Annotated in this window: 27 protein-coding genes; 24 read left to right on the top strand and 3 right to left on the bottom strand. The window is 70.6% G+C overall.

The features are described 5' to 3' along the window. The first annotated feature begins 292 nt into the window (after positions 1 to 292). The 18 genes from rho to LQ940_RS14490 all read left to right on the top strand — a co-directional run bounded on the left by rho (position 293) and on the right by LQ940_RS14490 (position 16,381). Positions 293 to 2,116, top strand: a complete 1,824-nt coding sequence (rho, locus tag LQ940_RS14580) for a transcription termination factor Rho (protein WP_231244003.1) — start codon at positions 293 to 295, stop codon at positions 2,114 to 2,116. A gap of 53 nt (positions 2,117 to 2,169) precedes the next feature. Next, positions 2,170 to 2,547 carry a response regulator transcription factor gene (locus tag LQ940_RS14575; RefSeq protein ID WP_231243904.1) on the top strand — a complete coding sequence of 126 codons (378 nt, stop codon included), beginning with the start codon at positions 2,170 to 2,172 and terminating at the stop codon, positions 2,545 to 2,547. Between the two features lie 143 nt (positions 2,548 to 2,690). Continuing rightward, positions 2,691 to 2,915, top strand: a complete 225-nt coding sequence (rpmE, locus tag LQ940_RS14570) for a 50S ribosomal protein L31 (RefSeq protein WP_231243905.1) — start codon at positions 2,691 to 2,693, stop codon at positions 2,913 to 2,915. An 86-nt stretch (positions 2,916 to 3,001) separates the two neighbouring features. After that, complete coding sequence (gene prfA / locus LQ940_RS14565) at positions 3,002 to 4,075, top strand: peptide chain release factor 1 (protein ID WP_231243906.1); 1,074 nt, start codon at positions 3,002 to 3,004, stop codon at positions 4,073 to 4,075. Next, positions 4,075 to 4,917 carry a peptide chain release factor N(5)-glutamine methyltransferase gene (gene prmC, locus LQ940_RS14560; RefSeq protein ID WP_231243907.1) on the top strand — a complete coding sequence of 281 codons (843 nt, stop codon included), beginning with the start codon at positions 4,075 to 4,077 and terminating at the stop codon, positions 4,915 to 4,917. Before prfA ends, prmC begins: the two co-directional genes overlap by 1 nt. Before the next feature lie 4 nt (positions 4,918 to 4,921). After that, positions 4,922 to 5,581, top strand: coding sequence for an L-threonylcarbamoyladenylate synthase (locus LQ940_RS14555; RefSeq protein ID WP_231243908.1), 660 nt, complete (start codon positions 4,922 to 4,924; stop codon positions 5,579 to 5,581). A gap of 4 nt (positions 5,582 to 5,585) precedes the next feature. Further along, entirely contained in the window at positions 5,586 to 6,770 is a 1,185-nt protein-coding gene (locus LQ940_RS14550; RefSeq protein WP_231243909.1) for a glycosyltransferase family 4 protein, read from the top strand. A 43-nt stretch (positions 6,771 to 6,813) separates the two neighbouring features. Next, positions 6,814 to 7,284 carry a hypothetical protein gene (locus LQ940_RS14545; protein WP_231365032.1) on the top strand — a complete coding sequence of 157 codons (471 nt, stop codon included), beginning with the start codon at positions 6,814 to 6,816 and terminating at the stop codon, positions 7,282 to 7,284. Positions 7,285 to 7,597: 313 nt separating this feature from the next. Further along, positions 7,598 to 8,440: a F0F1 ATP synthase subunit A gene (atpB, locus tag LQ940_RS14535; protein ID WP_231243912.1), complete on the top strand. Its 843-nt coding sequence runs from the start codon at positions 7,598 to 7,600 to the stop codon at positions 8,438 to 8,440. Between the two features lie 99 nt (positions 8,441 to 8,539). After that, a complete protein-coding gene (gene atpE, locus LQ940_RS14530; RefSeq protein ID WP_193607516.1) occupies positions 8,540 to 8,728 on the top strand; it encodes an ATP synthase F0 subunit C in 189 nt (62 codons plus the stop codon). 44 nt (positions 8,729 to 8,772) lie between these two features. Further along, positions 8,773 to 9,369 carry a F0F1 ATP synthase subunit B gene (locus LQ940_RS14525; protein ID WP_231243913.1) on the top strand — a complete coding sequence of 199 codons (597 nt, stop codon included), beginning with the start codon at positions 8,773 to 8,775 and terminating at the stop codon, positions 9,367 to 9,369. Continuing rightward, complete coding sequence (locus LQ940_RS14520) at positions 9,369 to 10,178, top strand: F0F1 ATP synthase subunit delta (RefSeq protein ID WP_231243914.1); 810 nt, start codon at positions 9,369 to 9,371, stop codon at positions 10,176 to 10,178. The genes LQ940_RS14525 and LQ940_RS14520 overlap by 1 nt, the downstream gene beginning before the upstream one ends. Before the next feature lie 57 nt (positions 10,179 to 10,235). Then, positions 10,236 to 11,873 carry a F0F1 ATP synthase subunit alpha gene (atpA, locus tag LQ940_RS14515; RefSeq protein ID WP_231243915.1) on the top strand — a complete coding sequence of 546 codons (1,638 nt, stop codon included), beginning with the start codon at positions 10,236 to 10,238 and terminating at the stop codon, positions 11,871 to 11,873. Positions 11,874 to 11,876: 3 nt separating this feature from the next. Next, the gene (locus LQ940_RS14510) at positions 11,877 to 12,800 is read left to right on the top strand and encodes a F0F1 ATP synthase subunit gamma (RefSeq protein WP_231243916.1); all 924 of its coding nucleotides are present in this window, start codon (positions 11,877 to 11,879) and stop codon (positions 12,798 to 12,800) included. Between the two features lie 18 nt (positions 12,801 to 12,818). Further along, positions 12,819 to 14,276 (top strand): F0F1 ATP synthase subunit beta, encoded by a 1,458-nt coding sequence (atpD, locus tag LQ940_RS14505; protein WP_231243917.1) that lies wholly within the window; start codon positions 12,819 to 12,821, stop codon positions 14,274 to 14,276. Continuing rightward, the gene (locus LQ940_RS14500) at positions 14,276 to 14,671 is read left to right on the top strand and encodes a F0F1 ATP synthase subunit epsilon (RefSeq protein ID WP_231243918.1); all 396 of its coding nucleotides are present in this window, start codon (positions 14,276 to 14,278) and stop codon (positions 14,669 to 14,671) included. Before atpD ends, LQ940_RS14500 begins: the two co-directional genes overlap by 1 nt. A gap of 97 nt (positions 14,672 to 14,768) precedes the next feature. Beyond that, a complete protein-coding gene (locus LQ940_RS14495; RefSeq protein ID WP_231243919.1) occupies positions 14,769 to 15,209 on the top strand; it encodes a DUF2550 domain-containing protein in 441 nt (146 codons plus the stop codon). After that, positions 15,101 to 16,381 carry an MFS transporter gene (locus tag LQ940_RS14490; RefSeq protein ID WP_331275728.1) on the top strand — a complete coding sequence of 427 codons (1,281 nt, stop codon included), beginning with the start codon at positions 15,101 to 15,103 and terminating at the stop codon, positions 16,379 to 16,381. The genes LQ940_RS14495 and LQ940_RS14490 overlap by 109 nt, the downstream gene beginning before the upstream one ends. Here LQ940_RS14490 and LQ940_RS14485 read toward each other — a convergent pair. Beyond that, positions 16,368 to 16,955 (bottom strand): cob(I)yrinic acid a,c-diamide adenosyltransferase, encoded by a 588-nt coding sequence (locus LQ940_RS14485; RefSeq protein WP_231243921.1) that lies wholly within the window; start codon positions 16,953 to 16,955, stop codon positions 16,368 to 16,370. The two genes, LQ940_RS14490 and LQ940_RS14485, sit on opposite strands and share 14 nt — an antisense overlap. Positions 16,956 to 17,062: 107 nt before the next feature. Here LQ940_RS14485 and LQ940_RS14480 point away from each other — a divergent pair, with 107 nt between their 5' ends. The 6 genes from LQ940_RS14480 (at position 17,063) to LQ940_RS14455 (ending at position 22,491) form a co-directional block, all read left to right on the top strand. Continuing rightward, entirely contained in the window at positions 17,063 to 17,368 is a 306-nt protein-coding gene (locus tag LQ940_RS14480) for an STAS domain-containing protein (protein ID WP_231243922.1), read from the top strand. An 87-nt stretch (positions 17,369 to 17,455) separates the two neighbouring features. After that, positions 17,456 to 19,453 (top strand): protein meaA, encoded by a 1,998-nt coding sequence (locus LQ940_RS14475; RefSeq protein WP_231243923.1) that lies wholly within the window; start codon positions 17,456 to 17,458, stop codon positions 19,451 to 19,453. Between the two features lie 56 nt (positions 19,454 to 19,509). Beyond that, positions 19,510 to 19,716 carry a hypothetical protein gene (locus LQ940_RS14470; protein WP_231243924.1) on the top strand — a complete coding sequence of 69 codons (207 nt, stop codon included), beginning with the start codon at positions 19,510 to 19,512 and terminating at the stop codon, positions 19,714 to 19,716. 26 nt (positions 19,717 to 19,742) lie between these two features. Further along, positions 19,743 to 20,267 (top strand): ferritin, encoded by a 525-nt coding sequence (locus LQ940_RS14465; RefSeq protein WP_231243925.1) that lies wholly within the window; start codon positions 19,743 to 19,745, stop codon positions 20,265 to 20,267. 31 nt (positions 20,268 to 20,298) lie between these two features. Next, a complete protein-coding gene (locus LQ940_RS14460) occupies positions 20,299 to 21,120 on the top strand; it encodes an NAD(P)/FAD-dependent oxidoreductase (protein WP_231243926.1) in 822 nt (273 codons plus the stop codon). Positions 21,121 to 21,198: 78 nt separating this feature from the next. Then, a complete protein-coding gene (locus LQ940_RS14455) occupies positions 21,199 to 22,491 on the top strand; it encodes an HNH endonuclease signature motif containing protein (protein ID WP_231243927.1) in 1,293 nt (430 codons plus the stop codon). 51 nt (positions 22,492 to 22,542) lie between these two features. On the opposite strand, the gene LQ940_RS14450 is transcribed toward LQ940_RS14455, so the two are convergent. After that, on the bottom strand, positions 22,543 to 23,073 hold the full coding sequence (locus LQ940_RS14450) for a DUF952 domain-containing protein (protein WP_231243928.1): 531 nt from the start codon (positions 23,071 to 23,073) through the stop codon (positions 22,543 to 22,545). A gap of 59 nt (positions 23,074 to 23,132) precedes the next feature. After that, positions 23,133 to 23,474: a hypothetical protein gene (locus LQ940_RS14445; RefSeq protein ID WP_231243929.1), complete on the bottom strand. Its 342-nt coding sequence runs from the start codon at positions 23,472 to 23,474 to the stop codon at positions 23,133 to 23,135. Between the last annotated feature and the right edge of the window lie 42 nt (positions 23,475 to 23,516).

The raw sequence follows: 23,516 nt of genomic DNA, 5'->3' as shown, positions 1-23,516 counted from the left end.
GTGATACATTGGCGCTGCGCCAGTGACCACCGACCGACGGTCGGTCGAACCCTGAGCGCAACCACCCTCCCTCTGGATCGTGCGGAGCATCCGCACATCGCAAGCTCCTTCGTCTCTGTGCGGAGGATGCCGAGGTCGGGCACCGACCCAGAAGCCGACGGTGGAGACACCAGACGGCACTGATACGTGGGAAGGACCTCACGTGACCCAAACCCCTGATGGCGCCACCCTCACCGGTGCCGCTGCGGCGACCCCGCCTGCCGCCAAGAAGCGCGGCGGCGGGCTCAACTCCATGCTGCTCGCGGACCTGAAGTCCATGGCCTCCGGCATGGGCATCCCGGGCACCGGGAGTATGAAGAAGGCCCAGCTGGTGGAGGCCATCAAGGCCGCCCAGTCCGCAGGCGCCCCGGCCGCCGCGCGCCAGGGCGAGCGGCCCCGTCAGGAGAAGCGCGAGCAGTCGTCGGAGAGGCCGGCGCGCGACGAGCGGCCCGAGCCGAAGCGCGATGCCGCCCCGGCGCGCGACGAGGAGCCGAAGCGCGACGCCGCCCCGGCGCGCGACGACGAGCCGAAGCGCGACGCCGAGCCGAAGCGCGACGCCGAGCCGCCGGCGACGAACCGGCGCGAGGGTGCCAGCGAGGATGAGCGCAGCGAGGGTGAGCGCAGCGAGCGGAACCGTCGGCGCCCCACCCGTGACCAGGCCCCCGAGCAGGGCCGGCAGCAGAGCCGCGAGCCGCGCGACCAGGCCAACCGGGACCAGGCCAGCCGTGACCAGGCCAGCCGTGACCAGGCCAACCGTGACCAGGCCACCCGTGACCAGGCCAACCGCGACCAGGCCAACCGCGACCAGGAGGAGGGCGGCGGCCGCAGTCGCCGCCGCCGGGGGCGCGAGCGGGCGAACCGCCCGGGTGGCCCGGGCAACCAGGGCGGCCAGGGCAGCCAGCGCAGCGAGCCGGACACGACGATCCTCGAGGACGACGTGCTGGTGCCGGCGGCCGGCATCCTGGACGTGCTGGACAACTACGCGTTCGTCCGCACCAGCGGCTACCTGCCCGGCCCCGAGGACGTCTACGTCTCGCTGTCCATGGTGCGCAAGTTCGGCCTGCGCCGCGGCGACGCCATCGTGGGCGAGGTACGCCAGCCCCGCGAGGGCGAGAGCAAGGCGAAGTTCAACCCGATGGTGCGCATCGAGAGCGTCAACGGCGCCGACCCGGAGACCGCCAAGCACCGCGTCGACTTCCAGAAGCTGACCCCGCTCTACGCCTCCGAGCGCCTTCGTCTCGAGACCGAGCCGGGCAACCTGATCGGCCGCGTGATCGACATCGCGGCCCCGATCGGCAAGGGCCAGCGTGGCCTCATCGTGTCGCCGTCCAAGGCCGGCAAGACGATGGTCATGCAGTCGATCGCCAACTCGATCACCACCAACAACCCCGAGTGCCACCTGATGGTGGTCCTGGTCGACGAGCGCCCCGAGGAGGTCACCGACTTCGAGCGCTCGGTCAAGGGCGAGGTCATCTCCTCGACGTTCGACCGCCCGGCCTCCGACCACACGATGGTCGCCGAGCTGGCGATCGAGCGCGCCAAGCGCCTGGTCGAGCTGGGCCACGACGTCGTGGTGCTCCTGGACGGCATCACCCGGCTCGGCCGCGCCTACAACCTGGCGGCTCCCGCCAGCGGCCGGATCCTCTCCGGTGGCGTCGACTCCGCTGCGCTGTACCCGCCCAAGAAGTTCTTCGGCGCCGCCCGCAACATCGAGAACGGCGGCTCCCTCACGATCCTGGCCACGGCCCTGATCGAGAGCGGCTCGAAGATGGACGAGGTGATCTTCGAGGAGTTCAAGGGCACCGGCAACATGGAGATCCGGTTGCGCCGCGACTTCGCCGACAAGCGCATCTTCCCCGCGATCGATGCCGTGCAGTCCGGCACCCGCCGCGAGGAGCTCCTGATGAGCAAGGAGGAGCTCGCGATCATCTGGAAGCTCCGCCGGGTGCTGTCCGGTCTGGACGGCCAGCAGGCCCTGGAGCTGCTGCTCGAGCGACTCAAGAAGACCCAGACCAACCTGGAGTTCCTCATGCAGGTGCAGAAGACCACGCCGACCGCCAGTTCCAAGGACGACTGAGCCGCGTCACCGCTAGTCTGACGCCGCACTTCTTCACCGACGAGAGGGACGACGTGGCACGGATCGTGGTGGCCGACGACGACGTGGACATCCGCGAGCTCGTCGAGTTCAAGCTCTCGACCATGGGCCACGACATCGTCGCCGTCGGCGATGGTGCGGCGGCGTTCGCGGCCTGCCAGGAGCAGCGCCCGCACCTGGCCGTGCTCGACGTGATGATGCCCGGCACGTCGGGGCTCGACGCGGTCCGACTGATCCGCGCCGACCCGTCCCTCGTCGGCCTCCCGGTGATCCTGCTGACGGCCCGGGCGCAGGAGTCCGACGTCGAGACCGGCTTCGACTCCGGCGCCGACGACTACATCACCAAGCCGTTCAGCCCGCGCGAGCTGGCCTCGCGCGTCGAGGCCCTGCTCGCCCGCACTGCCGAGAGCTGACCCCCGCACCTCGACCGCCGGAGCGGGGAATTAGGCACCCGCTGGCGGCGTTCTCTATCCTGTTCGACGGTTCCGGTTCACGTGCCCGCACGAGGTGGGGACGACCCGGCGGCCCTCCCAGAGATGGGAACAGAGAGGACACCATGAAGAAGGACATCCACCCGGACTACGTGACGACCCAGGTGACCTGCACCTGCGGCGCCGAGTTCACCACGCGATCGACGATGACGAGCGGCTCGATCAAGTCCGACGTCTGCTCGCAGTGCCACCCGTTCTACACCGGCAAGCAGAAGATCCTCGACACCGGCGGCCGCGTCGCCCGCTTCGAGGCCCGCTACGCCAAGAAGGCTCCGGCCGACAGCAAGTAGCTTCGCCCACAGCGCCGACCCACTGCCTCCATGCAGCGGGTCGGCGCTCGTGATTTCACCGTCCCCAGCCACCCGCAGGAGTCCGCATGTTCGAGGCCGTCGAGGGCTACCTCGCCGAGCACCGTGAGCTCGAGTCGCGCCTGGGTGCGCCCGAGACGCATGCCGACGCCCGGCTCGCTAAGCAGCTCAACCAGCGCTACGCCGTGCTGAGCTCGATCATCGCCGCCTGGCAGGACTGGCAGCGCTTCGAGGGCGACATCGAGGCGGCGCGCCAGCTCGCGGCGGAGGACCCGACCTTCGCCGAGGAGGTCGACGCGCTGGTCGCCGGGCAGGCGACGGCGGCGGAGCGGCTGCGCTACCTGCTCATCCCGCGCGATCCCGCGGACGACAAGGACACCCTGCTGGAGATCAAGTCCGGCGAGGGCGGCGAGGAGTCGGCCCTGTTCGCCGGCGACCTGGTGCGGATGTACACCCGGTACGCCGAGGCGCGCGGCTGGAAGGTCGAGATGATCGACGCCACCGAGTCCGACCTCGGCGGGTTCAAGTCCGCCACGCTCGCCGTCAAGGCGAAGGGCACCCCGGCGCCGGGGGAGGGGCCCTTCGCGCAGCTCAAGTTCGAGGGCGGGGTGCATCGGGTGCAGCGGGTGCCGGTGACCGAGTCGCAGGGCCGGGTGCACACCAGCGCCGCGGGCGTCCTGGTCCTGCCCGAGGCCGAGCAGATCGACGTCACCATCGACGAGAACGACCTGCGCATCGACGTCTACCGCAGCAGCGGCCCGGGCGGGCAGAGCGTCAACACCACCGACTCCGCGGTGCGCATCACCCACGTCCCGACCGGGATCGTGGCCAGCTGCCAGAACGAGAAGAGCCAGCTGCAGAACAAGGAGCAGGCGATGCGCATCCTGCGGGCCCGCCTGCTCGCGGCCGCGCAGGAGGAGGCCGACGCCGAGGCGAGCGAGGCCCGGCGCAGCCAGATCCGCACGGTCGACCGCTCCGAGCGGATCCGCACCTACAACTACCCGGAGAACCGGATCTCCGACCACCGCACCGGCTACAAGGCCTACAACCTCGACAGCGTGCTCGACGGTGACCTGCAGCCGGTGCTGGACTCGTGCATCCAGGCCGACCTGGACGCCCGGCTCGCGGCGCTCGAGTCCTGATGGCCGACCGCCGGCGACTGCTGGCCGGAGCGGCGGACCGGCTACGGGCCGCCGAGGTCGCCAGCCCCGAGCACGACGCCGCCGCGCTGCTCGCCCACGTCCTGGGCACGACGCGTGGCCGCCTGGTGCTGGTCGACGAGGTCGACGACGTCCTCGTCAGTCGCTACGACGAGCTGCTGGAGCGGCGGGCGGCCCGGGAGCCGCTGCAGCACCTCACCGGGACGGCCGCGTTTCGTCACGTCGAGCTGCAGGTGGGCCCCGGCGTCTTCGTACCGCGCCCCGAGACCGAGCTGCTCGCCGGCTGGGCCGTCGCCGAGGCGGGCGCCCTCGCGGACCCGGTCGTCGTCGACCTCGGCACCGGCTCGGGCGCGATCGCGAAGGCGGTCGCCGACGAGGTGCCGGCCGCCCGGGTGCACGCCGTCGAGCTCGACGAGGGCGCGCACGCGTGGGCCGCCCGCAACCTGGCCGGGACCGGCGTGGACCTGCGCCAGGGCGACCTCGGCACCGCCTTCGACGACCTGCTCGGCACCGTCGACGTGGTCGTCTCCAACCCGCCCTACATCCCGCTCGAGGCGTGGGAGTCGGTGGCAGTGGAGGCCCGCGACCACGACCCCCACCTCGCCCTGTTCTCCGGCGAGGACGGGCTGGACGCGATCCGAGTGGTGGAGCGAAGGGCCGCGGCGCTGCTGCGCCCCGGTGGCGTCGTGGGGGTCGAGCACGCCGACGTGCAGGGGGAGTCGGCCCCGGCCGTCTTCGCCGCGGCCGGACCGTGGACCGACGTGCGCGACCATCGCGATCTGGCCGGCCGGGCGCGCTTCCTGACGGCCCGACTGGCACGATGAGGCCGTGAGCACCCGCTATCCGACCGGCACCCCGGAGGAGTTGGAGGCCGCCGTCGCGGCCGCCAGCGTGGCGATCCAGCGCGGCCGGCTGGTCGTCCTGCCGACCGACACCGTGTACGGCGTGGCGGCTGACGCCTTCGACGCCGAGGCCGTCGCCAGCCTGCTCGCCGCGAAGGGCCGCGGCCGGGAGATGCCGCCGCCGGTGCTCGTGAGCGCGGCCACGACCCTGGACGCCCTCGCCGTACGGGTGCCCGGCTATGCGCGGGCGCTGGTCGAGGAGCTCTGGCCGGGTCCGCTCACCCTGGTCTGCCACATGCAGTCGTCACTCCAGTGGGACCTGGGCGACACCCGCGGCACGGTCGCCGTCCGGATGCCCGACCACCCGGTCGCGCTGGAGCTCCTCGAGCGCACCGGTCCGCTCGCCGTCAGCTCGGCCAACCGCACCGGGATGCCGGCCGCGACCGATGCCGACCAGGCCGAGGAGATGCTCGGCGATCGCGTCGAGGTGGTCGTGGACGCGGGGGAGTCCCCGGGTGGCGAGGCCTCCACGATCGTCGACGTCACCGGCAGCCAGGGCCGGGTCCTGCGCCACGGCGCCCTCTCCCTTGAGCGGCTCAACGAGGTGCTCGAGCCGCTCGGGGTCACTGTGACCGACGAGGGCTGAGCGCGTGCGCGAGTACATCCTGGTCTTCCTCGTCGCCGCCGCGGTGACGTCGCTGCTCACCGTCGTCGCCCGCGAGATCGCGCTGCGCACCGGTGCGGTCGCCAAGGTGCGCGACCGCGACGTCCACGCCGAGCCGATCCCCTATCTCGGGGGCATCGCGATGCTCGGCGGGCTGGTGGCGGCATACCTGGTCGCCCAGAAGTTGCCGTTCCTCTCCAACGGTGGGCCGTTCGTCTTCGAGGACGCCCGCCTCGTGCTCATCGCCGGGGCCATGGTCTGCGGCATCGGGGTGCTAGACGACATCTTCGACCTGGACGCCCTGACCAAGTTCGGCGGCCAGGTGCTGGCGGTGGGGCTGCTGATCTACTCCGGCCTGCAGTTCAACTTCTTCCCGCGCCCCGACGGCTACCAGTTCGTCCTCGACCCCGCCCAGGGCCAGCTGCTGACCGTCGTCGTGGTGGTCGCCACCGTCAACGCGGTCAACTTCGTGGACGGCCTCGACGGGCTGGCCGCCGGCGTCGTCGGCATCGGGGCGGCGGCGTTTTTCCTGTTCAGCTACCAGCTGGCCAACCTCAACGGCGCCTCGCTCGCCACGACGGCCGCGCTGCTCTCCGCCTCGCTGGCCGGCGCCTGCGCGGGCTTCCTCGTGCACAACTTCCACCCGGCGCGGCTCTTCATGGGCGACAGCGGCTCGATGCTGATCGGGCTGGTGCTGTCCACGACGGCCCTCACGATCACGACGCAGTTCACCGGCAACGAGCTGACCGAGGGCGCCGGCGGGTCGCAGGCCAGCCTGCTGCCCTTCCTGCTGCCGCTGGGGCTGCCGGTCCTGATCCTGATCGTGCCGCTGGCCGACCTGGTCCTGGCCGTCGTACGTCGGACGCGGGCGGGCCGCTCGCCGTTCGCCCCCGACAAGCAGCACCTGCACCACCGGCTGCTCGAGATCGGCCACTCCCACCGCCGCGCGGTGGTGATCATGTGGCTGTGGGCGGCCCTGATCGCCTTCGGCACGGTCCTGGCCAGCCTCTACACCGGCCCGCGCATGTGGGCGGCGCTCGGCGCGATGGCCGCCGTCACGGTCCTGCTCACCTTCCTGCTGCCGGTCGTCCATCGCCCGAGGATCCTGGCCGAGGACCCCGCCCCGGCGGCAGGGGAGAGCGCCGATTCCGAGCCTTCCGAGACTTTGTGATAGTTTTCACGAGCACCCGAAACCCCCACCAGGACGGCCGCCGATGATGACGACCGAGGTTCCCCGCACTCCCCGCTCTGGGCAGCCCGCCCGGGACAGCGGTGTCAGCGTGCTCGTCACCGCGGCCGCGGTGGTCCTGGTCCTCGGCCTGCTGCTGAGCCTGGTCGGCGCACTCGCGCAGGGCTCCGCCGCGGCGTGGGGCGCAGTCGTGGGGACGGTCCTCGTGCTCGTGGTCCTGGGCGGCAGCTCGCTGGGCGTCAACGCGGTGGCCCAGGTCATGCCCACGGCCGCGCTGATGTTCGCGCTGCTCACCTACACGCTCCAGGTGGTGCTGATGGGGCTGGTCTTCGCCGTGCTCTCGGCGTCCGGCGTGCTGGAGGAGACCCTGGACCGGGCCTGGCTCGCGGGCGCGGTGATCGGGGGCACCCTGATCTGGCTCGTCAGCCAGATCGTGCTGGTCACCCGCCGCCGCATCCCGGTCTACGACCTTCCGTCGAAGGCGGGTGAACGATGACCGAGCGCGACTGCTATTGTCCGGTTCGCGATGGCTCAGGAGATTCCCCCTGCGGAGCACGACGACGGACCTCGCGGAGACCCCTGGCTCGCCTTTGGGTACCTAGTCTCCGGTGTGCTTGTCTACGGGTTGATCGGATGGCTCTTCGACCGGTGGCTGGGGACGTCCTTCCTGGTCGTGGTCGGGATTCTGCTGGGCGCCGCGCTCGGGTTGTTCCAGACCTGGGCACGCTTCCGTGCCCCGGACGATCGGGACCCGAACCAGACCCAGACGTAGTAGTGCACGAGTTGGCAGTGACGACACAGGAGACACGTTGAGCGGCATCGGCAGCGCACTTGTCCCGCAGGCCGCGGGCATCCGGACGGAGTTCACCCCTCCGGGGCCGGCCGACTTCGACCTGCCCCCGATCGGCGGCGACTTCGGAACCATCCACGCCTTCGGCCAGGAGTTCGTCCTCGGCGTCACCAAGCCGATGCTGCAGCTGGTCCTCTCGGCCGTGCTGATCTTCGGCTTGTTCTACCTCGCCTCGCGCAAGCGGGCCATGGTCCCGGGCAGGCTGCAGTTCGTCGGCGAGGAGGCCTACGGCTTCGTCCGCAACTCGCTCGGCCGCGACATCATCGGCAGCCACGACTTCATGCGGTTCGTGCCGTACCTCTTCACGCTCTTCGCGTTTATCCTGCTCAACAACCTGTTCGCGACGATCCCGTTCATCCAGTTCCCGACGTTCTCACGCTCGGGCATGGTCTACGGGCTGGCCCTGCTGAGCTGGGTCATCTACAACGCGGTGGGCATCAAGAAGCACGGCTTCGTGGGCTACTTCAAGCTCCAGTCGGTGCCGGCCGGAATCACCGGCCCGATCCTGGTGCTGCTGGTCCCCCTCGAGTTCCTGTCGAACATCCTGGTCCGGCCGGTCACGCTGGCCCTGCGACTCTTCGCCAACATGTTCGCCGGCCACCTGCTGCTGATCCTGTTCGCGCTCGGCGGCCAGCACCTCGTCTTCGAGATGAGCGCGGCCTACGCTCCGGTCGGCATCCTCGCCTGGGTCCTGTTCATCGCCGTCGCCTTCCTGGAGATCCTGATCCAGTTCCTCCAGGCCTACGTCTTCGTCCTCCTCAACGCCATGTACATCCAGGGCGCGCTGGCCGACGAGCACTAGTCCTCCGGGACCGCACCACACCCCATTGCTGTATCACCTGAGATAGAAACAACCGAAAGGAAGATTGCCGTGGATGGCACTCTGAACGGCTCCGTCAACATGATCGGCTACGGCCTGGCGGCCATCGGCCCCGGTATCGGCATCGGTCTGATCTTCGCGGCCTACATCAACGGCGTCGCTCGCCAGCCCGAGGCCCAGTCGCGCCTGCAGTCGATCGCGATCCTCGGCTTCGCGCTCGCCGAGGCGCTCGCCATTATCGGTATCGCCCTCGCGTTCGTCCTGAGCTGACCTCCGTCCAGCCGACGTAGGCCGACCGAACAAGAAGGACTGCCATGCAGACACTCATCCCCACGCTCGTCGTGAGGGCCGCCGAGAAGGCGGAGGAGGGGGAGCACGAGCTCAACCCCCTGCTGCCCCACCCCGTCGAGATCGTGCTGTCGCTCGTCGTCTTCGGGCTGCTCTTCCTCCTGGTGAGGAAGTTCGTGGTGCCGGCGTTCGAGAAGACGTTCGCCGAGCGCACGACGGCGATCGAGGGCGGGCTCGCGGCTGCCGAGACCAAGCAGGCGGAGGCCGACGCCAAGCTCGCCGAGCTCGAGAAGCAGCTCGCCGACGCTCGGCACGAGGCGGCGCGCATCCGTGAGGAGGCGCGCGAGCAGGGCGCCCAGATCATCGCGGAGATGCGGGACCAGGCGCAGACGGAGGCCACCCGCATCACCGAGCACGGCAAGGCGCAGATCGAGGCGGAGCGCCAGCAGGCGGTCACCTCGCTCCGGGCCGAGGTGGGTGCGCTCGCGACCACCCTCGCCGGGCGCATCGTCGGGGAGAGCCTGGAGGACGACGAGCGCTCCGCGCGCGTGGTCGACCGGTTCCTGTCCGACCTCGAGGCCATCGAGGGCGCCGGCAGCTCCCGCGGCAACGGGGTGAGCTGATGTCCGTACGTGGCGCTTCTGCCGAGGCGGTGGCCGGTCTGCGTGACCGGCTCGCCGGGGTCCCCGACCCCAGCACCGACCTCGGCCGGGACCTCTTCGGCATCGCGGCCGTGCTCCGCTCGGAGCCGGCGCTGCGGCGTCTCGCCACGGACGTCTCGACCGACTCGGCCGCCAAGGCGGGGCTGATGCGATCCCTCTTCGACGGCAAGGTCGACGCTGTCGCGCTCGACCTGGTCGCCGACGCGGTGTCGCGTCGGTGGACCGCCACGCGCGACCTCGCGGACGCGCTCGAGCTCCTCGGCGTCATCGCCGTGGTGCGCTCGGGCGGTGCCACGGCGGCCCAGGCCAGCCGCCTGGCCGACGAGCTGTTCGGCATCGCTCAGACGATCAACGACAACCCCGAGCTCCGCACGGCGCTGAGCGACCCCGCCCGCTCCACGGGCGACAAGCGCGAGCTGCTGCGCACGCTGCTCGAGGGCAAGGTCCTCCCGGAGTCGCTGGTCCTCGCCGAGCAGGCGCTCTCGGGCGCCTACCGCACGGTGAACCTGGCGCTCACCGAGTTCCAGAAGGTCGCGGCCTCGGTGCGCAAGGAGAGCGTGGCCGAGGTCCGGGTGGCCCAGGACCTCAGCGACGCGGAGCGCACCCGGCTGCAGCGGGCGCTCACCCAGCAGTACGGCCGTGAGGTCCACCTCAACGTCGTCGTCGACCCGTCCCTCCTCGGAGGCATGCGGGTGGAGATCGGTGACGACGTCATCGACGGCACGGTGGCAGGCCGGATCGACGAAGCACGACGGAAGCTGGCCGGCTGACGCCGGCAACCCCCACCACGTACAACACCTGAGTCAGAGATCAGAGAGTAGGCAGACATGACGGAGCTTTCGATCCGTCCGGACGAGATCCGCGACGCGCTCCAGAAGTTCGTTTCCGACTACAAGCCGGAGGCCGCCGGCAAGGAAGAGGTCGGCACGGTCGCCGAGGCCGGTGACGGCATCGCGCGCATCAGTGGTCTGCCCTCGGCCATGGCCAACGAGCTCCTCGAGTTCGAGGACGGCACGCTGGGACTGGCGCTGAACCTCGACACCCGCGAGATCGGTGCCGTCGTCCTCGGTGAGTTCGACAAGATCGAGGAGGGCCAGACCGTCCGTCGTACGGGCGAGGTCCTCTCGGTCCCGGTGGGCGAGGGCTACCTCGGCCGCGTCGTCGACCCGCTCGGCAACCCGATCGACGGCCTCGGCGACATCGCGACCGACGGTCGTCGCGCGCTGGAGCTCCAGGCGCCCTCGGTGATGCAGCGCAAGTCGGTGCACGAGCCGCTCGCCACGGGCATCAAGGCGATCGACGCCCTGACCCCGATCGGCCGCGGCCAGCGCCAGCTGATCATCGGCGACCGCGCCACGGGCAAGACCACCGTCGCGATCGACACGATCATCAACCAGAAGCAGTACTGGGAGACCGGCGACCCGAGCAAGCAGGTCCGCTGCATCTACGTCGCCATCGGCCAGAAGGGCTCGACCATCGCCTCCGTGCGTGGCGCCCTCGAGGAGGCCGGCGCGCTGGAGTACACCACCATCGTCGCCGCCCCCGCGTCCGACAGTGCCGGCTTCAAGTACCTCGCGCCCTACACCGGCTCGGCCATCGGCCAGCACTGGATGTACGACGGCAAGCACGTCCTCATCGTGTTCGACGACCTCACCAAGCAGGCCGAGGCCTACCGCGCCGTGTCGCTGCTCCTGCGCCGCCCGCCGGGCCGCGAGGCCTACCCGGGTGACGTCTTCTACCTGCACAGCCGGCTGCTGGAGCGCTGTGCCAAGCTCTCCGACGAGCTGGGCTCCGGGTCCATGACCGGTCTGCCGATGGTGGAGACCAAGGCCAACGACGTCTCGGCGTTCATCCCCACCAACGTCATCTCGATCACCGACGGCCAGATCTTCTTGCAGTCGGACCTGTTCGCGGCCAACCAGCGCCCCGCCATCGACGTGGGTGTCTCGGTCTCGCGCGTGGGTGGCGCGGCGATGACCAAGGCCATGAAGGCCGTCACCGGCTCGCTCAAGGTCGACCTGGCGCAGTTCCGCGCCATGGAGGCGTTCGCGATGTTCGCCTCCGACCTCGACGCGGCCTCGCGCCAGCAGCTCGACCGCGGCCAGCGGCTCATGGCCCTGCTCAAGCAGCCGGCCTACTCGCCGTACCCGCTCGAGGAGATGACCGTCTCCCTGTGGCTCGGCACCACCGGCCGCCTGGACCGGGTCCCGGTCGAGGACGTGCTCCGCTTCGAGCGCGAGTTCCTCGACTTCCTGCGCCGTTCGCACGAGGGGATCCTCGCGGCGATCCGCGAGTCCCTGAAGTTCGAGGACGACACCGAGTCCTCGCTCTCTGATGCCTACGACTCCTTCCTCAACGAGTTCGAGACCTCCGAAGGTGGCTCGATCAAGGTCGGCAACGAGGCTCCGGCCGAGGCGCTGGAGGACGAGGACCAGGAGCAGATCGTCAAGCAGAAGCGAGGCTGACCCATGGCCCTCTCGCTGCGTGAGTACCGCGCGCGGATCAAGTCGACGGAGTCGATGAAGAAGATCACGCGCGCCATGGAGCTCATCGCTGCGTCCCGCATCATCAAGGCGCAGCAACGGGCTCAGGCGGCAGCGCCGTACGCCCGCGAGCTGACGCGTGCGGTGTCGGCCGTCGCGACGTTCTCGAACGTCGACCACCCGCTGACCCGGGAGGAGGAGGACCCCAAGCGGGCCGCCGTCCTCATCGTGACCAGCGACCGTGGTCTCGCGGGTGCCTACTCCTCGAGCGTGCTCAAGGAGGCCGAGCGCCTCGCCGAGAAGCTGCGCGGCGAAGGCAAGGAGATCGACTGGTTCATCGCGGGACGCAAGGGTGAGGCGTACTTCAAGTTCCGCCAGCGCCCGATCGTCCAGGCCTGGACCGGCGCCTCCGACCAGCCGTCCTACGACACGGCCGCCGACATCGGGCGGCACCTGATCGAGGCGTTCCTCAAGGAGCAGGGCGAGGACGGCGACGTCGACGAGGTCCACGTGGTCTACACGCGGTTCCGCTCCATGCTCGTCCAGGAGCCCACCGCGGTGCGGCTGCTGCCGCTCGAGGTCGTCGAGGCCGAGGAGGGTGGACAGGAGCACGACGCGTCCGACCTGCTGCCGCTCTACGAGTTCGAGCCGTCTCCGGCCGAGGTCCTCGACGGGCTGCTTCCGCAGTACGTCCAGAGCCGGATCTTCTTCGCACTGCTGCAGGCGGCCGCCTCCGAGCTGGCCGCCCGTCAGAAGGCGATGAAGTCCGCCACGGACAACGCCGACGAGCTCATCAAGAAGTACACGCGGATCGCCAACCAGGCCCGCCAGGCCGGCATCACCCAGGAAATCAGCGAGATCGTTGGTGGCGTCAACGCGCTGGCCGACGCAAACTCAGGCAACGACTAGCAGAGCGAGTGAGAGACCATGACTGCCACTGTTGAAGAGACCAAGACCGGCTCGGGTGCGACCAGCACCGGCCGCGTCGCCCGGGTGACCGGACCCGTCGTGGACGTCGAGTTCCCCGCGGACGCGATGCCCGAGATGTACAACAAGCTGGAGGTCGGGCTCGACCTCAACGGCGAGCACAAGACGCTGATCCTCGAGGTCGCGCTGCACATCGGTGACGGCATGGTCCGCGCCATCTCGATGCAGTCGACCGACGGCCTGGTCCGCGGCGCCACGGTGACCGACACCGGCGGCCCGATCACGGTCCCGGTCGGCGACATCACCAAGGGTCACGTGTTCAACGCGACCGGTGACGTCCTCAACCTGGAGGAGGGCGAGGAGTACGAGGTCAAGGAGCGGTGGGGCATCCACCGCAAGGCCCCGGCCTTCGACCAGCTCGAGTCCAAGACGACGATGTTCGAGACCGGCATCAAGGTCATCGACCTCCTCACGCCGTACGTCAACGGCGGCAAGATCGGCCTGTTCGGTGGCGCCGGCGTCGGCAAGACCGTGCTGATCCAGGAGATGATCGCCCGTGTCGCCAAGGACCACGGTGGTGTCTCGGTGTTCGCCGGTGTCGGCGAGCGCACCCGTGAGGGCAACGACCTCATCGAGGAGATGACCGAGGCCGGCGTCATCGGCCAGACCGCGCTGGTGTTCGGCCAGATGGACGAGCCGCCGGGCACGCGTCTGCGCGTCGCCCTGTCGGCGCTCACGATGGCGGAGTACTTCCGCGACGTGCAGAACCAGGACGTGCTGCTCTTCATCGACAACATCTTCCGGTTCACCCAGGCCGGCTCCGAGGTCTCGACCCTGCTGGGTCGCATGCCCTCGGCCGTGGGCTACCAGCCCAACCTGGCCGACGAGATGGGTCAGCTGCAGGAGCGGATCACCTCGACCCGAGGCAACTCGATCACCTCGCTGCAGGCGATCTACGTGCCCGCGGACGACTACACCGACCCCGCCCCGGCCACGACGTTCGCCCACCTGGACGCCACGACGGAGCTCTCGCGCGAGATCGCCTCGCTCGGCATCTACCCCGCGGTGGACCCGCTGACGTCGACCTCGCGGATCCTCGACGCCCAGTACATCGGGCAGGAGCACTACGACTGCGCGATCCGGATCAAGCAGATCCTGCAGCGCAACAAGGAGCTCCAGGACATCATCGCGATCCTCGGTGTCGACGAGCTGTCGGAGGAGGACAAGATCATCGTGTCGCGGGCGCGCCGCATCCAGCGGTTCCTCTCGCAGAACACCTACGTCGCCAAGCAGTTCACCGGCATCGAGGGCTCGACGGTTCCCGTCAAGGACACGATCGAGGCGTTCAACAAGATCGCCGACGGCGAGTACGACCACGTGGCCGAGCAGGCCTTCTTCATGTGCGGCGGTCTGGACGACGTCGAGGCGAAGTGGGCCGAGATCCAGAAGAACCTCTGATGGCCGCCTCGGAAGGCGACGCTCTGCATGTGGAGCTGGTCGCCGCCGACCGGACCGTGTGGTCCGGCGAGGCGACCATGGTCATCGCGCGCACGGTCGAGGGCGACGTGGGTGTGCTCAAGGACCACGCGCCGCTGCTCTCGCTGCTGACCGACGCGGTCGTGGAGATCTCCGCCGAGGAGGGTGACCTGGTGGTCGCCGCGGTCGACGGCGGGTTCCTCTCCGTGGCCAACAACCGGGTCTCGATCCTGTCCGAGCGGGCGATCCTGGCGACGGACATCGACGTGTCGGCCGCCCAGAGCGAGCTCGAGAGCGCACGGACCTCGGACGAGGACGACGAGGCCCGGATCCGCCGCGCCGAGGTCCGGATCCGCGCCGCGGAGCGGTCCTCCTGAGCGTCACTCCACCTGCACCACCGCGACGGCGGCCCTCGATGAGGGCCGCCGTTCGTGCTCCCGATAGGCTGCCCCGACCAAGGGAGGACGGGACCGAATGGCATGGTGGCAGTGGCTGATCGACATCGCCGGTGTCCTCCTGCTCCTGGTCCTCAGCTATGGAGTCGCGCTCGTGGTACGGCGGCGCGTCCTGTCCCGCCACGGCGGCACCTTCGAGCTCAGCTACCGCGTCCGGTCCGACAAGGCCGGGCGCGGTTGGGTCCTCGGGCTGGGACGCTACTCGGGCCAACACCTCGAGTGGTTCCGGCTGTTCTCCCTGGCCCCACGGCCCAAGCGGGTCTGGGCGCGTGACGACCTGACCTACGACGGCCGCCGCGAGCAGCAGGGCGCGGAGCAGGTCTCGCTCTACCCCGACCACGTCGTCATCCACTGCCAGACCGCCGCGGGCGAGGTCGAGCTGGCCCTGAGCCAGGCCTCGCTCACCGGCTTCCAGTCCTGGCTGGAGGCACGGCCGCCCGGCACCGACTGGTCCCGGTGACCGGCTCGCTGCTCGCCTCCAAGCGGGCCGTCGCTGCGGCATTCGCGGTCAACGGCGTGCTGATGGCGAGTCTGGTCTCGCGGGTGCCGGCCCTGCGTGACCGCCTCGACCTCGACAACGGCGCGCTCGGCCTGCTCCTGCTGGCGATCGCCGCCGGTTCCGTGCTGTCCCTCCCCACGGCCGGTCGTCTGGTGGAGTGGAGCAGCGCCGCGACCGTGGTGCGCATCGCCGCGGTCCTCACCGCCCTCGGTCTCGTGACCTGTGCGGTCGGCGCCTTCACGGCCGGCTCGGTGCCCGCCGCGGCCGCCGGGCTCTTCATCTACGGCGTCGGCAACGGGATCTGGGACGTCGCGATGAACGTCGAGGGCGCCGAGGTGGAGCGGCTGCTGGGGCGCACGATCATGCCGCGCTTCCACGCCGGCTGGTCCTTCGGCAACATCGGCGGCGCCGGCGTGGGCGTGGCCATGGCCGCGTGGGACGTCCCTGTGCAGGCCCACCTCGGCGTCGTGGCGCTGCTCGCGCTCGGCGCCGTCCTCGTGGCGGTCCGGGAGTTCCTGCCCGTCGAGGCCGCGCCGGAGCACGACCGGGCCCCGGCGCGCTCCGCCTGGACCGAGCCCCGCACCCTCGCCATCGGGCTGATGGTCCTCACCTTCGCCGTGGCCGAGGGCTCCGCGACCGACTGGCTGGCGCTGGCTGTCATCGACGGCTACGACGCCCCCGACTGGGTCGGGGTGAGCGGCTACGCGCTGTTCGTCACCGCGATGACCACGGGGCGGCTGCTGGGCCCGGCCGCCCTGGACCGCTTCGGGCGCCGGCCGGTCCTGTGGGCCTCCGCCGGAGCGGTGGCCGCCGGGACGCTGCTGACGGTCGTCGGGGGCAGCCCGGTCGTGGCCGCCGTCGGCATCCTGATCTGGGGGATCGGGGCGGCGCTCGGCTTCCCGGTCGGGATGAGTGCCGCGGCCGACGACCCGGCCCGGGCCGGTGCTCGGGTCAGCGTGGTGGCGACGATCGGCTACGCGGCGTTCCTCACCGGTCCGCCCCTGCTCGGAGCGCTGGGCGATGCCGTGGGCACGCTCGAGTCGCTGCTGGCCGTGACGGTCCTGATGGGCCCCGCGGCGGCGGCGGTCCTCGCGGCCGGACGGCCGGTGAGCCGGCCCGTCAGTCGTCCCTAGCCCCGCGCTCCCCGCCGGGGACCCACAGGACGTCCCCGACCTCGCGGTTGGCGTGGCGGGCCAGGATGAACACCAGGTCCGAGAGCCGGTTGAGGTAGGTGATCGCCAGCCGGTTCATGGACTCGCCGTGCTGCTCGAAGGCGGCCCAGGCCGACCGCTCCGCACGCCGTACGACGGTGCGCGCCACGTGCAGGTGGGCCGCGCCCACCGTGCCCCCGCTGAGGATGAAGGAGCGCAGGCTCGGCAGCGCCTCGTTGTAGTGGTCGCACCAGGTCTCGAGCCGGTCGACGTACTCCTGCTCGACGCGGAGCGGGGGGTACTCGGGCTCCGCGACGACCGGCGTGCAGAAGTCCGCTCCGACGTCGAAGAGGTCGTTCTGCACGTGGGTCAGCACCGCCACCACGTCCGGCTCCAGCTCGCCCGCGGCGAGCGCGAGCCCCAGCGTCGCGTTGGCCTCGTCGACATCGGCGTAGGCGTGCAGCCGCAGGTCGTTCTTCGTGGTGAGGCTCATGTCCCCGAGGCGGGTCTCACCGGCGTCGCCGGTGCGCGTGTAGATCCGGGTGAGGTTGACCATGCGCCGACCCTAGCGCCCGGAAACTTTCGCGGGCGTGGGTGCAACCTGCGGCGTGTGAAGCGCGTCATAGTGAGTGACAGTGAATGAGCTCGGGAGACGAGGCAGGCATGGACATCGCGTTCGACGGCCCCACACTGGTGCTGAGCGGTGACTTCGACGTGCGCAGCACGTGGGAGGTGCGCAACGCCCTGCACGACCAGCTGCACACCTACGACGACGTCGTCGTCGACCTCTCCGGTGTCGCGACGGTCGACCACACCGCGCTCAAGGTCCTGGCCTTCGCCACCCGGCTCGCCGTCCGCGACGGCCACCACCTCACGCTGCGCGGCTGCGGCCCCGCCGTCCGCCGGATGCTGCACATCTCGCGCCTGATCCGCGTGGTCGAGCTCGAGCGCGAGGCCGCCACCGCCTGAGCCCGGGTCGGCACTGCCGGCGTGTGTCGGGCATCCCACACGAGGCACCGGTTACCAAGTGGTAGGTCTCGTCCTACCCTCGGACCCATGACCGAGAAGGACCGCCCCTGGGTGATGCGCACGTACGCCGGCCACTCGACCGCGACCGCGTCCAACGCGCTCTACCGTGGCAACCTCGCGAAGGGACAGACCGGGCTCTCGGTGGCCTTCGACCTGCCCACGCAGACCGGCTACGACCCGGACTCGCCGCTCGCCCGAGGCGAGGTCGGCAAGGTCGGGGTCCCGGTGCCGCACCTCGGCGAGATGCGCAAGCTCTTCGCGGAGATCCCGCTGACGTCGATGAACACGTCGATGACGATCAACGCGACGGCCATGTGGCTGCTCGCGCTCTACCAGGTGGTCGCCGAGGAGCAGAACCCCGAGCTGACGCCCGAGGAGGTCGCCGGCCAGCTGGCCGGGACGACCCAGAACGACATCATCAAGGAGTACCTGTCGCGGGGGACCTACGTCTTTCCGCCGGAGCACTCGCTGCGGCTGATCGGCGACATGATCTCCTACACGGTCCACCAGATCCCCAAGTGGAACCCGATCAACATCTGCAGCTACCACCTGCAGGAGGCCGGGGCGACGCCCACCCAGGAGCTCGCGTACGCGCTGTGCACGGCCATCGCGGTGCTCGACCAGGTGAAGGCCTCCGGTCAGGTCTCCGAGGAGGACTTCGAGAAGGTCGTCGGCCGGATCTCGTTCTTCGTCAACGCCGGCGTCCGCTTCGTCGAGGAGACGTGCAAGATGCGCGCGTTCGTGGAGCTGTGGGACGAGATCACGCGCGAGCGGTACGGCGTGCAGGACCCCAAGATGCGCCGCTTCCGGTACGGCGTGCAGGTCAACTCCCTGGGGCTCACCGAGGCCCAGCCCGAGAACAACGTCCAGCGCATCGTCCTCGAGATGCTCGGGGTGACGCTCTCGAAGAACGCCCGCGCCCGCGCGGTCCAGCTGCCGGCGTGGAACGAGGCGCTCGGGCTGCCGCGGCCGTGGGACCAGCAGTGGTCGCTGCGGCTCCAGCAGGTGTTGGCCTTTGAGTCCGACCTGCTCGAGTACGAGGACATCTTCGACGGCTCGAAGGTGATCGAGGCCAAGGTGGCCGAGCTGGTCGAGGGGGCCCGCGCCGAGATCGACCGGGTCCAGGCGATGGGCGGTGCCATCGCGGCCGTCGAGTCTGGCTACATGAAGCAGGCGCTGGTCTCCGCCCACGCCGCCCGCCGCGCGCGCATCGAGAGCGGTGAGGAGAAGGTGGTGGGGGTCAACGTCTACGAGACGACCGAGCCGTCCCCGCTCACCGCCGACCTCGATGCCGCCATCATGGCCGCCGACCCGCAGGCCGAGCAGTCGGCGCTGGCCTCGGTGGCGGAGTGGAAGGCGCAGCGCGACGAGGCCGAGGTCGCCGCCGCGCTGGCGGCGCTGACCGAGGCCGCGAAGACGACCGACAACCTCATGGCGGCCACCCTGGCGGCCGCCCGGGCGGGCGCGACCACGGGGGAGTGGGCCGGCACGCTGCGCGAGGTGTTCGGCGAGTTCCGCGCGCCCACGGGGGTCGGCGGCGCCGTGGGGTCGGCCGAGGCCGGCGCCGAGCTGACCGCCGTACGGGAGCGGGTGCGGGCGACCGGCGAGGAGCTCGGGGGGCGGCTGCGGCTGCTGGTCGGCAAGCCGGGGCTGGACGGGCACTCCAACGGTGCGGAGCAGGTGGCGGTGCGGGCCCGCGATGCGGGGTTCGAGGTGATCTACCAGGGAATCCGGCTCACCCCGGAGCAGATCGTGTCGGCCGCGGTGGCCGAGGACGTGCACTGCGTCGGGCTGTCGATCCTGTCGGGCTCCCACATGGAGCTCGTGCCCGACGTCCTCGACGGCCTGAAGGAGGCCGGGCTCGGCGACGTGCCGGTGATCGTGGGCGGGATCATCCCCGACTCCGACGGTCGGCGGCTGCGCGAGCTGGGCGTGGCGGCGGTCTACACGCCCAAGGACTTCGGGCTGACCGAGATCATGGGTGGCATCGTCGACGTGATCCGCCGGGCGCACGACCTGGCCTGACAGCGAAGTGGCGGCGATCACAGAAGGGGACCCTAAGTTGTGTTAGCCTCACCTTCGTGTCCAAGAAAAAGGCCTCCGCCAAGTCGTCGGTGAGGAAGCTGCCGAAGACCGAGTGCTGCGTCTCCAAGACCAAGTGCGAGCGATGCCCGCTGCGGATGCTCAAGGAGGGCACGCTGCCCGAGGGCTACACCGTCAAGAAGCGCAAGCTGGTCACGGTGGACGGCAAGAAGGTCACCAAGAAGAAGCTCGCCAAGGCCGCCTGACCCCGCGGGCCTGCCAGACTGGCCACATGACCGCACCCCGCTTCGCCGAGCAGCTGAACCTCCAGATCGGCAACGAGCTCGCCGCGCACAACCAGTACCTCGCGTGCGCGGTCTACTACGACGCCAAGACGATGCCGCAGATGGCGGCGTTCTTCTACACCCAGGCGCTCGAGGAGCGCGACCACGCCCTGATGATGGTGCAGTACCTGCTCGACACCGACGTGGAGGCGGTCATCCCCGGCGTCGCTGCGCCGGTCTCGAGCTTCGAGGACGTCGTGGCGCCGGTGGCGCTCGCGCTGGCGCAGGAGAAGCGGGTCACCGAGGAGATCAACACCCTGCTGCGCATCGCGCGCGAGGAGAACGACTACGCCTCCGAGCAGTTCGTCCAGTGGTTCATCAAGGAGCAGGTCGAGGAGGTCGCCACGATGAGCGACCTGCTGGCCGTCGTTACCCGCAACCGCGACGGCATCGAGGACATCGAGGAGTTCGTCGCCCGAGAGCAGAAGAGCGACGACGGCGACCCCACTGCGCCGCGGGTCGCCGGCGGCTGACGCCTCGCGGTCCCTGCGGCACACTCGGGCCATGCGCGTGATCGTCGTGGGCGCAGGAGTCGTCGGGCTCAGCTGCGCCGTGCGCCTGCTCGAGGCCGGCCACCGGGTCGACGTGGTCGCGCGCGACCTGCCGCTGGAGACGACCTCCGCCGTCGCGGGGGCCCTGTGCCACGTCGGGGGTGAGCCGGCCGACCCGAGGGTCGTCTCGTGGTCCGCCCGGTCCGGGGAGAGCTTCGCGGAGCTGGCCGCCGCAGGCCAGACCGGCGTACGGATGGTGCCGGGAACGGAGCTGCCCTCGGGGCGCAGCCTGGTCGCGCCGGTGGCGGAGATGCCCCGCTATCTGTCCTGGCTGCGCGCCCGGGTCGAGGCGCTGGGCGGCACGGTCACCCGGCTGAGCCTGCGCATGCTGCCGGCAGGTGGCGACGCGGTCGTCAACTGCTCCGGGATCGGCTCGCGCCTCCTCGCCGCCGACGCCTCCATCACGCCCGTGCGCGGGCAGGTGGTCCACCTCGCGCAGCACGGCCTGGAGCGCTGGTGGCTCGGCGCCGGCCCGGCGGCGCCGTACATCGTGCCGCGCGAGCACGACATCGTGGTCGGCGGCACCCACGAGCACGGTGACTGGAGCCGCACCCCGTCGCCCGACACGGCCGCCCTCCTCATCGAGCGGGCCTCCCGCCTGGTCCCGGAGCTCGCCTCCGCCCGCGTCCTGCAGCACCGGGTCGGCCTGCGCCCCACCCGCGGCGCGGTCCGCCTCGAGCGCGAGGGACGCGTCGTCCACTGCTACGGCCACGGCGACGCCGGCGTCGCGCTCAGCTGGGGCTGCGCCGACGACGTGGCCGCGCTGCTCGCCTGATCCGGAAAGTCGTGAGCCCTTGTGCATAAGGGCATTCTCGGTCCCCTCACTGTCGGTGGCGGGTGCTTGAGTAGTTCCGTGACCAGCACCGGACCCGGCCAGAGCAGACAGCTGCTCGACGGTGTCCGCGCGCACACCCAGGCCGCGATCGACGCCGAGCTCGGCCGCCTCCACCTGACGCTTGACTGGTGCCACCTCCACGAGACCCACGACGAAGCCGACGCCGCGGTCTTCAGCGACCACGGAATCCCCATGGCCGGGCCCGGCGCCCCGATGGTGAGTGAGTTCGCGGTCATGGAGCTCGGCGCCGCGTTGGGGATGTCGACCGACTCCGCGAAGCGCTACGTCGGCGCCGCGCTCGAGATCAGGTTCCGCCTGCCCAGGATCTGGGCCCGCGTGGAGACCGGGGAGCTGGGGTTCTGGAAGGCACGCTGGATCGCCGAGCACACCAAGTGCCTGCCCATGGCGGGTGCCGCCTACGTGGACCAGCAGGTCGCCTACTGCGCGCACAAGGTCTCCTACGCCGAGGTCGAGCGCCAGATCGCGACCGCGATGGCCAGGTTCGACCCCGAGCAGGCCGAGAAGCTGCGCCGCCAGGCCGCGGACGGGCGCAAGCTCGACGTGCACAAGGACGACCTATCCCTCGAGGGCACGATCGAGGTGTCCGGGACCTTGGATGCGCAGGACGCGCTCGACTTCGACGCCGCGATCAGCCGCCTCGCGGCCGACCGGAAGGCGGCGGGGTCGAGCGAGCCGCTGGACGTACGTCGGGCGCAGGCCGCGGGTGATCTGGCTCGGGGGCAGGAGACGCTCCCGTTCGGTGATGAGGACCTCGGGGTTGATTTCGAGGCTCCCGTGCCGGTGGTGAAGGTGGTGCGGGTGGTCGATCTGCACGTGCACGAGACCGAGGTGTTCGGGGACCCGAACGTGACCGTCGGCAGATGCGGGCGCAAGCCGGTGCTGCTCGAGACGATCCGTCAGTGGTGCGGTGCCACCGCCACCACCACGATCAACGTCAAGCCCGTGCGTGACCTGGCCGACCACCTCCATGTCGTGGCTTACGAGCACCCCGACCGGCTGATCGAGCAGGACGACCTCGTCGACCACACCTGCGTCTTTCCCTGGTGCACCCGACCAGCCGACCGCTGCGACCACGACCACGTGATCCCGTACGACAAGGGTGGACCGACCTGCTCCTGCAACTCCGCTCCACTGTGTCGCGGGCACCATCGTTTGAAGACCCACGGCGGTTGGTCCTACGACGTCCTGGACCGCGGCACCTACGTCTGGCACTCACCCCATGGCCATGCCTACCGCCGCGACCACACCGGCACCGAACCACTCCCGCCACCCAGCCGCCGACGAGCCTGATCGCCCCACACCCCGCCGCCGGCGGGCCTGCCGGCACGTCCGGAAAACTCCTCAGCGGCGACGGCGGTGGACCAGGACGGCCACCGCGATGCCGACGGCGAAGCCGATGAGCAGGCCGACGGCGGCGCCGGGGTCGGGGACCACAAGGGCGCCGACCAGCGCGCCGACGAGGGCGGTGGTCATGGCGATGATGGCGAGCACCACCCGGTGCATCACCTCCCCGAGGAAGAGCTGGGAGAACGAGGCGCCGGCAGCGGCTGCCGTGCGGTCGTCGAGGGGGAGGGTCTGGACGACAGCGTCGGGGTTGATCGGGCCGTAGACGTGGGGGAAGGTCTCGGACCCCTCCCCGACGCGCTCCTCGACGACGGGGGAGGTGAGCCGGTCGGTGTCGATGACGAGGAGCACCAGCGGCTCGGTGACGCCGGAGTAGTAGCGCTGGCGCACGCCCTGCCACTGGTCGCCGCGGCTGGCGTGGATGTAGCCCTCCTCGGCGAGCGTGCGCCCGAGGGTGGAGGTGGCGTAGGCGCCTGCGACGCGCGCGGCGTCCCACTCAGCGGCGGTGGCGATGTGGAAGATGCGCATGCCGGATCAGACCAGCCGGTGGCGGGATCGACGAGCCGGCCGGTGCGGTCGGCGCGATCTCATGACGGCTCGGGAAGCCGTCGCACGATCTCGCGCAGGGTCTCCTCGACGCCGTCGAATCGGCCTTCGAGCCCGTCGATGTGGCCCTCGAGCCCGTCGAACCGGCCCTCGAGCCCGTCGAACCGGCCTTCGAGCCCGTCGATGTGGCCCTCGAGCCCGTCGAACCGGCCCTCGAGCCCGTCGAACCGGCCCTCGAGCCCGTCGAACCGGCCTTCGAGCCCGTCGAAGCGGCGGGTGTGGTCGTCCAGGGTCGTGCGGACTCCGGTGAGGAGGTCGTAGATCGACTCCGTGTCGTTCTCGAGTCGAGACACGCGGCGACTCATGCCGGGATCGGTGCTCATGTCGTCACCGTATGGCGCTCGCCCCGGGGCCGGCCACCGACG

The sequence above is a fragment of the Nocardioides sp. cx-173 genome (assembly GCF_021117365.1).
In the GTDB taxonomy this organism is placed as follows: Bacteria; Actinomycetota; Actinomycetes; order Propionibacteriales; family Nocardioidaceae; genus Nocardioides.
This window is presented reverse-complemented; position numbering and strand designations above follow the sequence as displayed.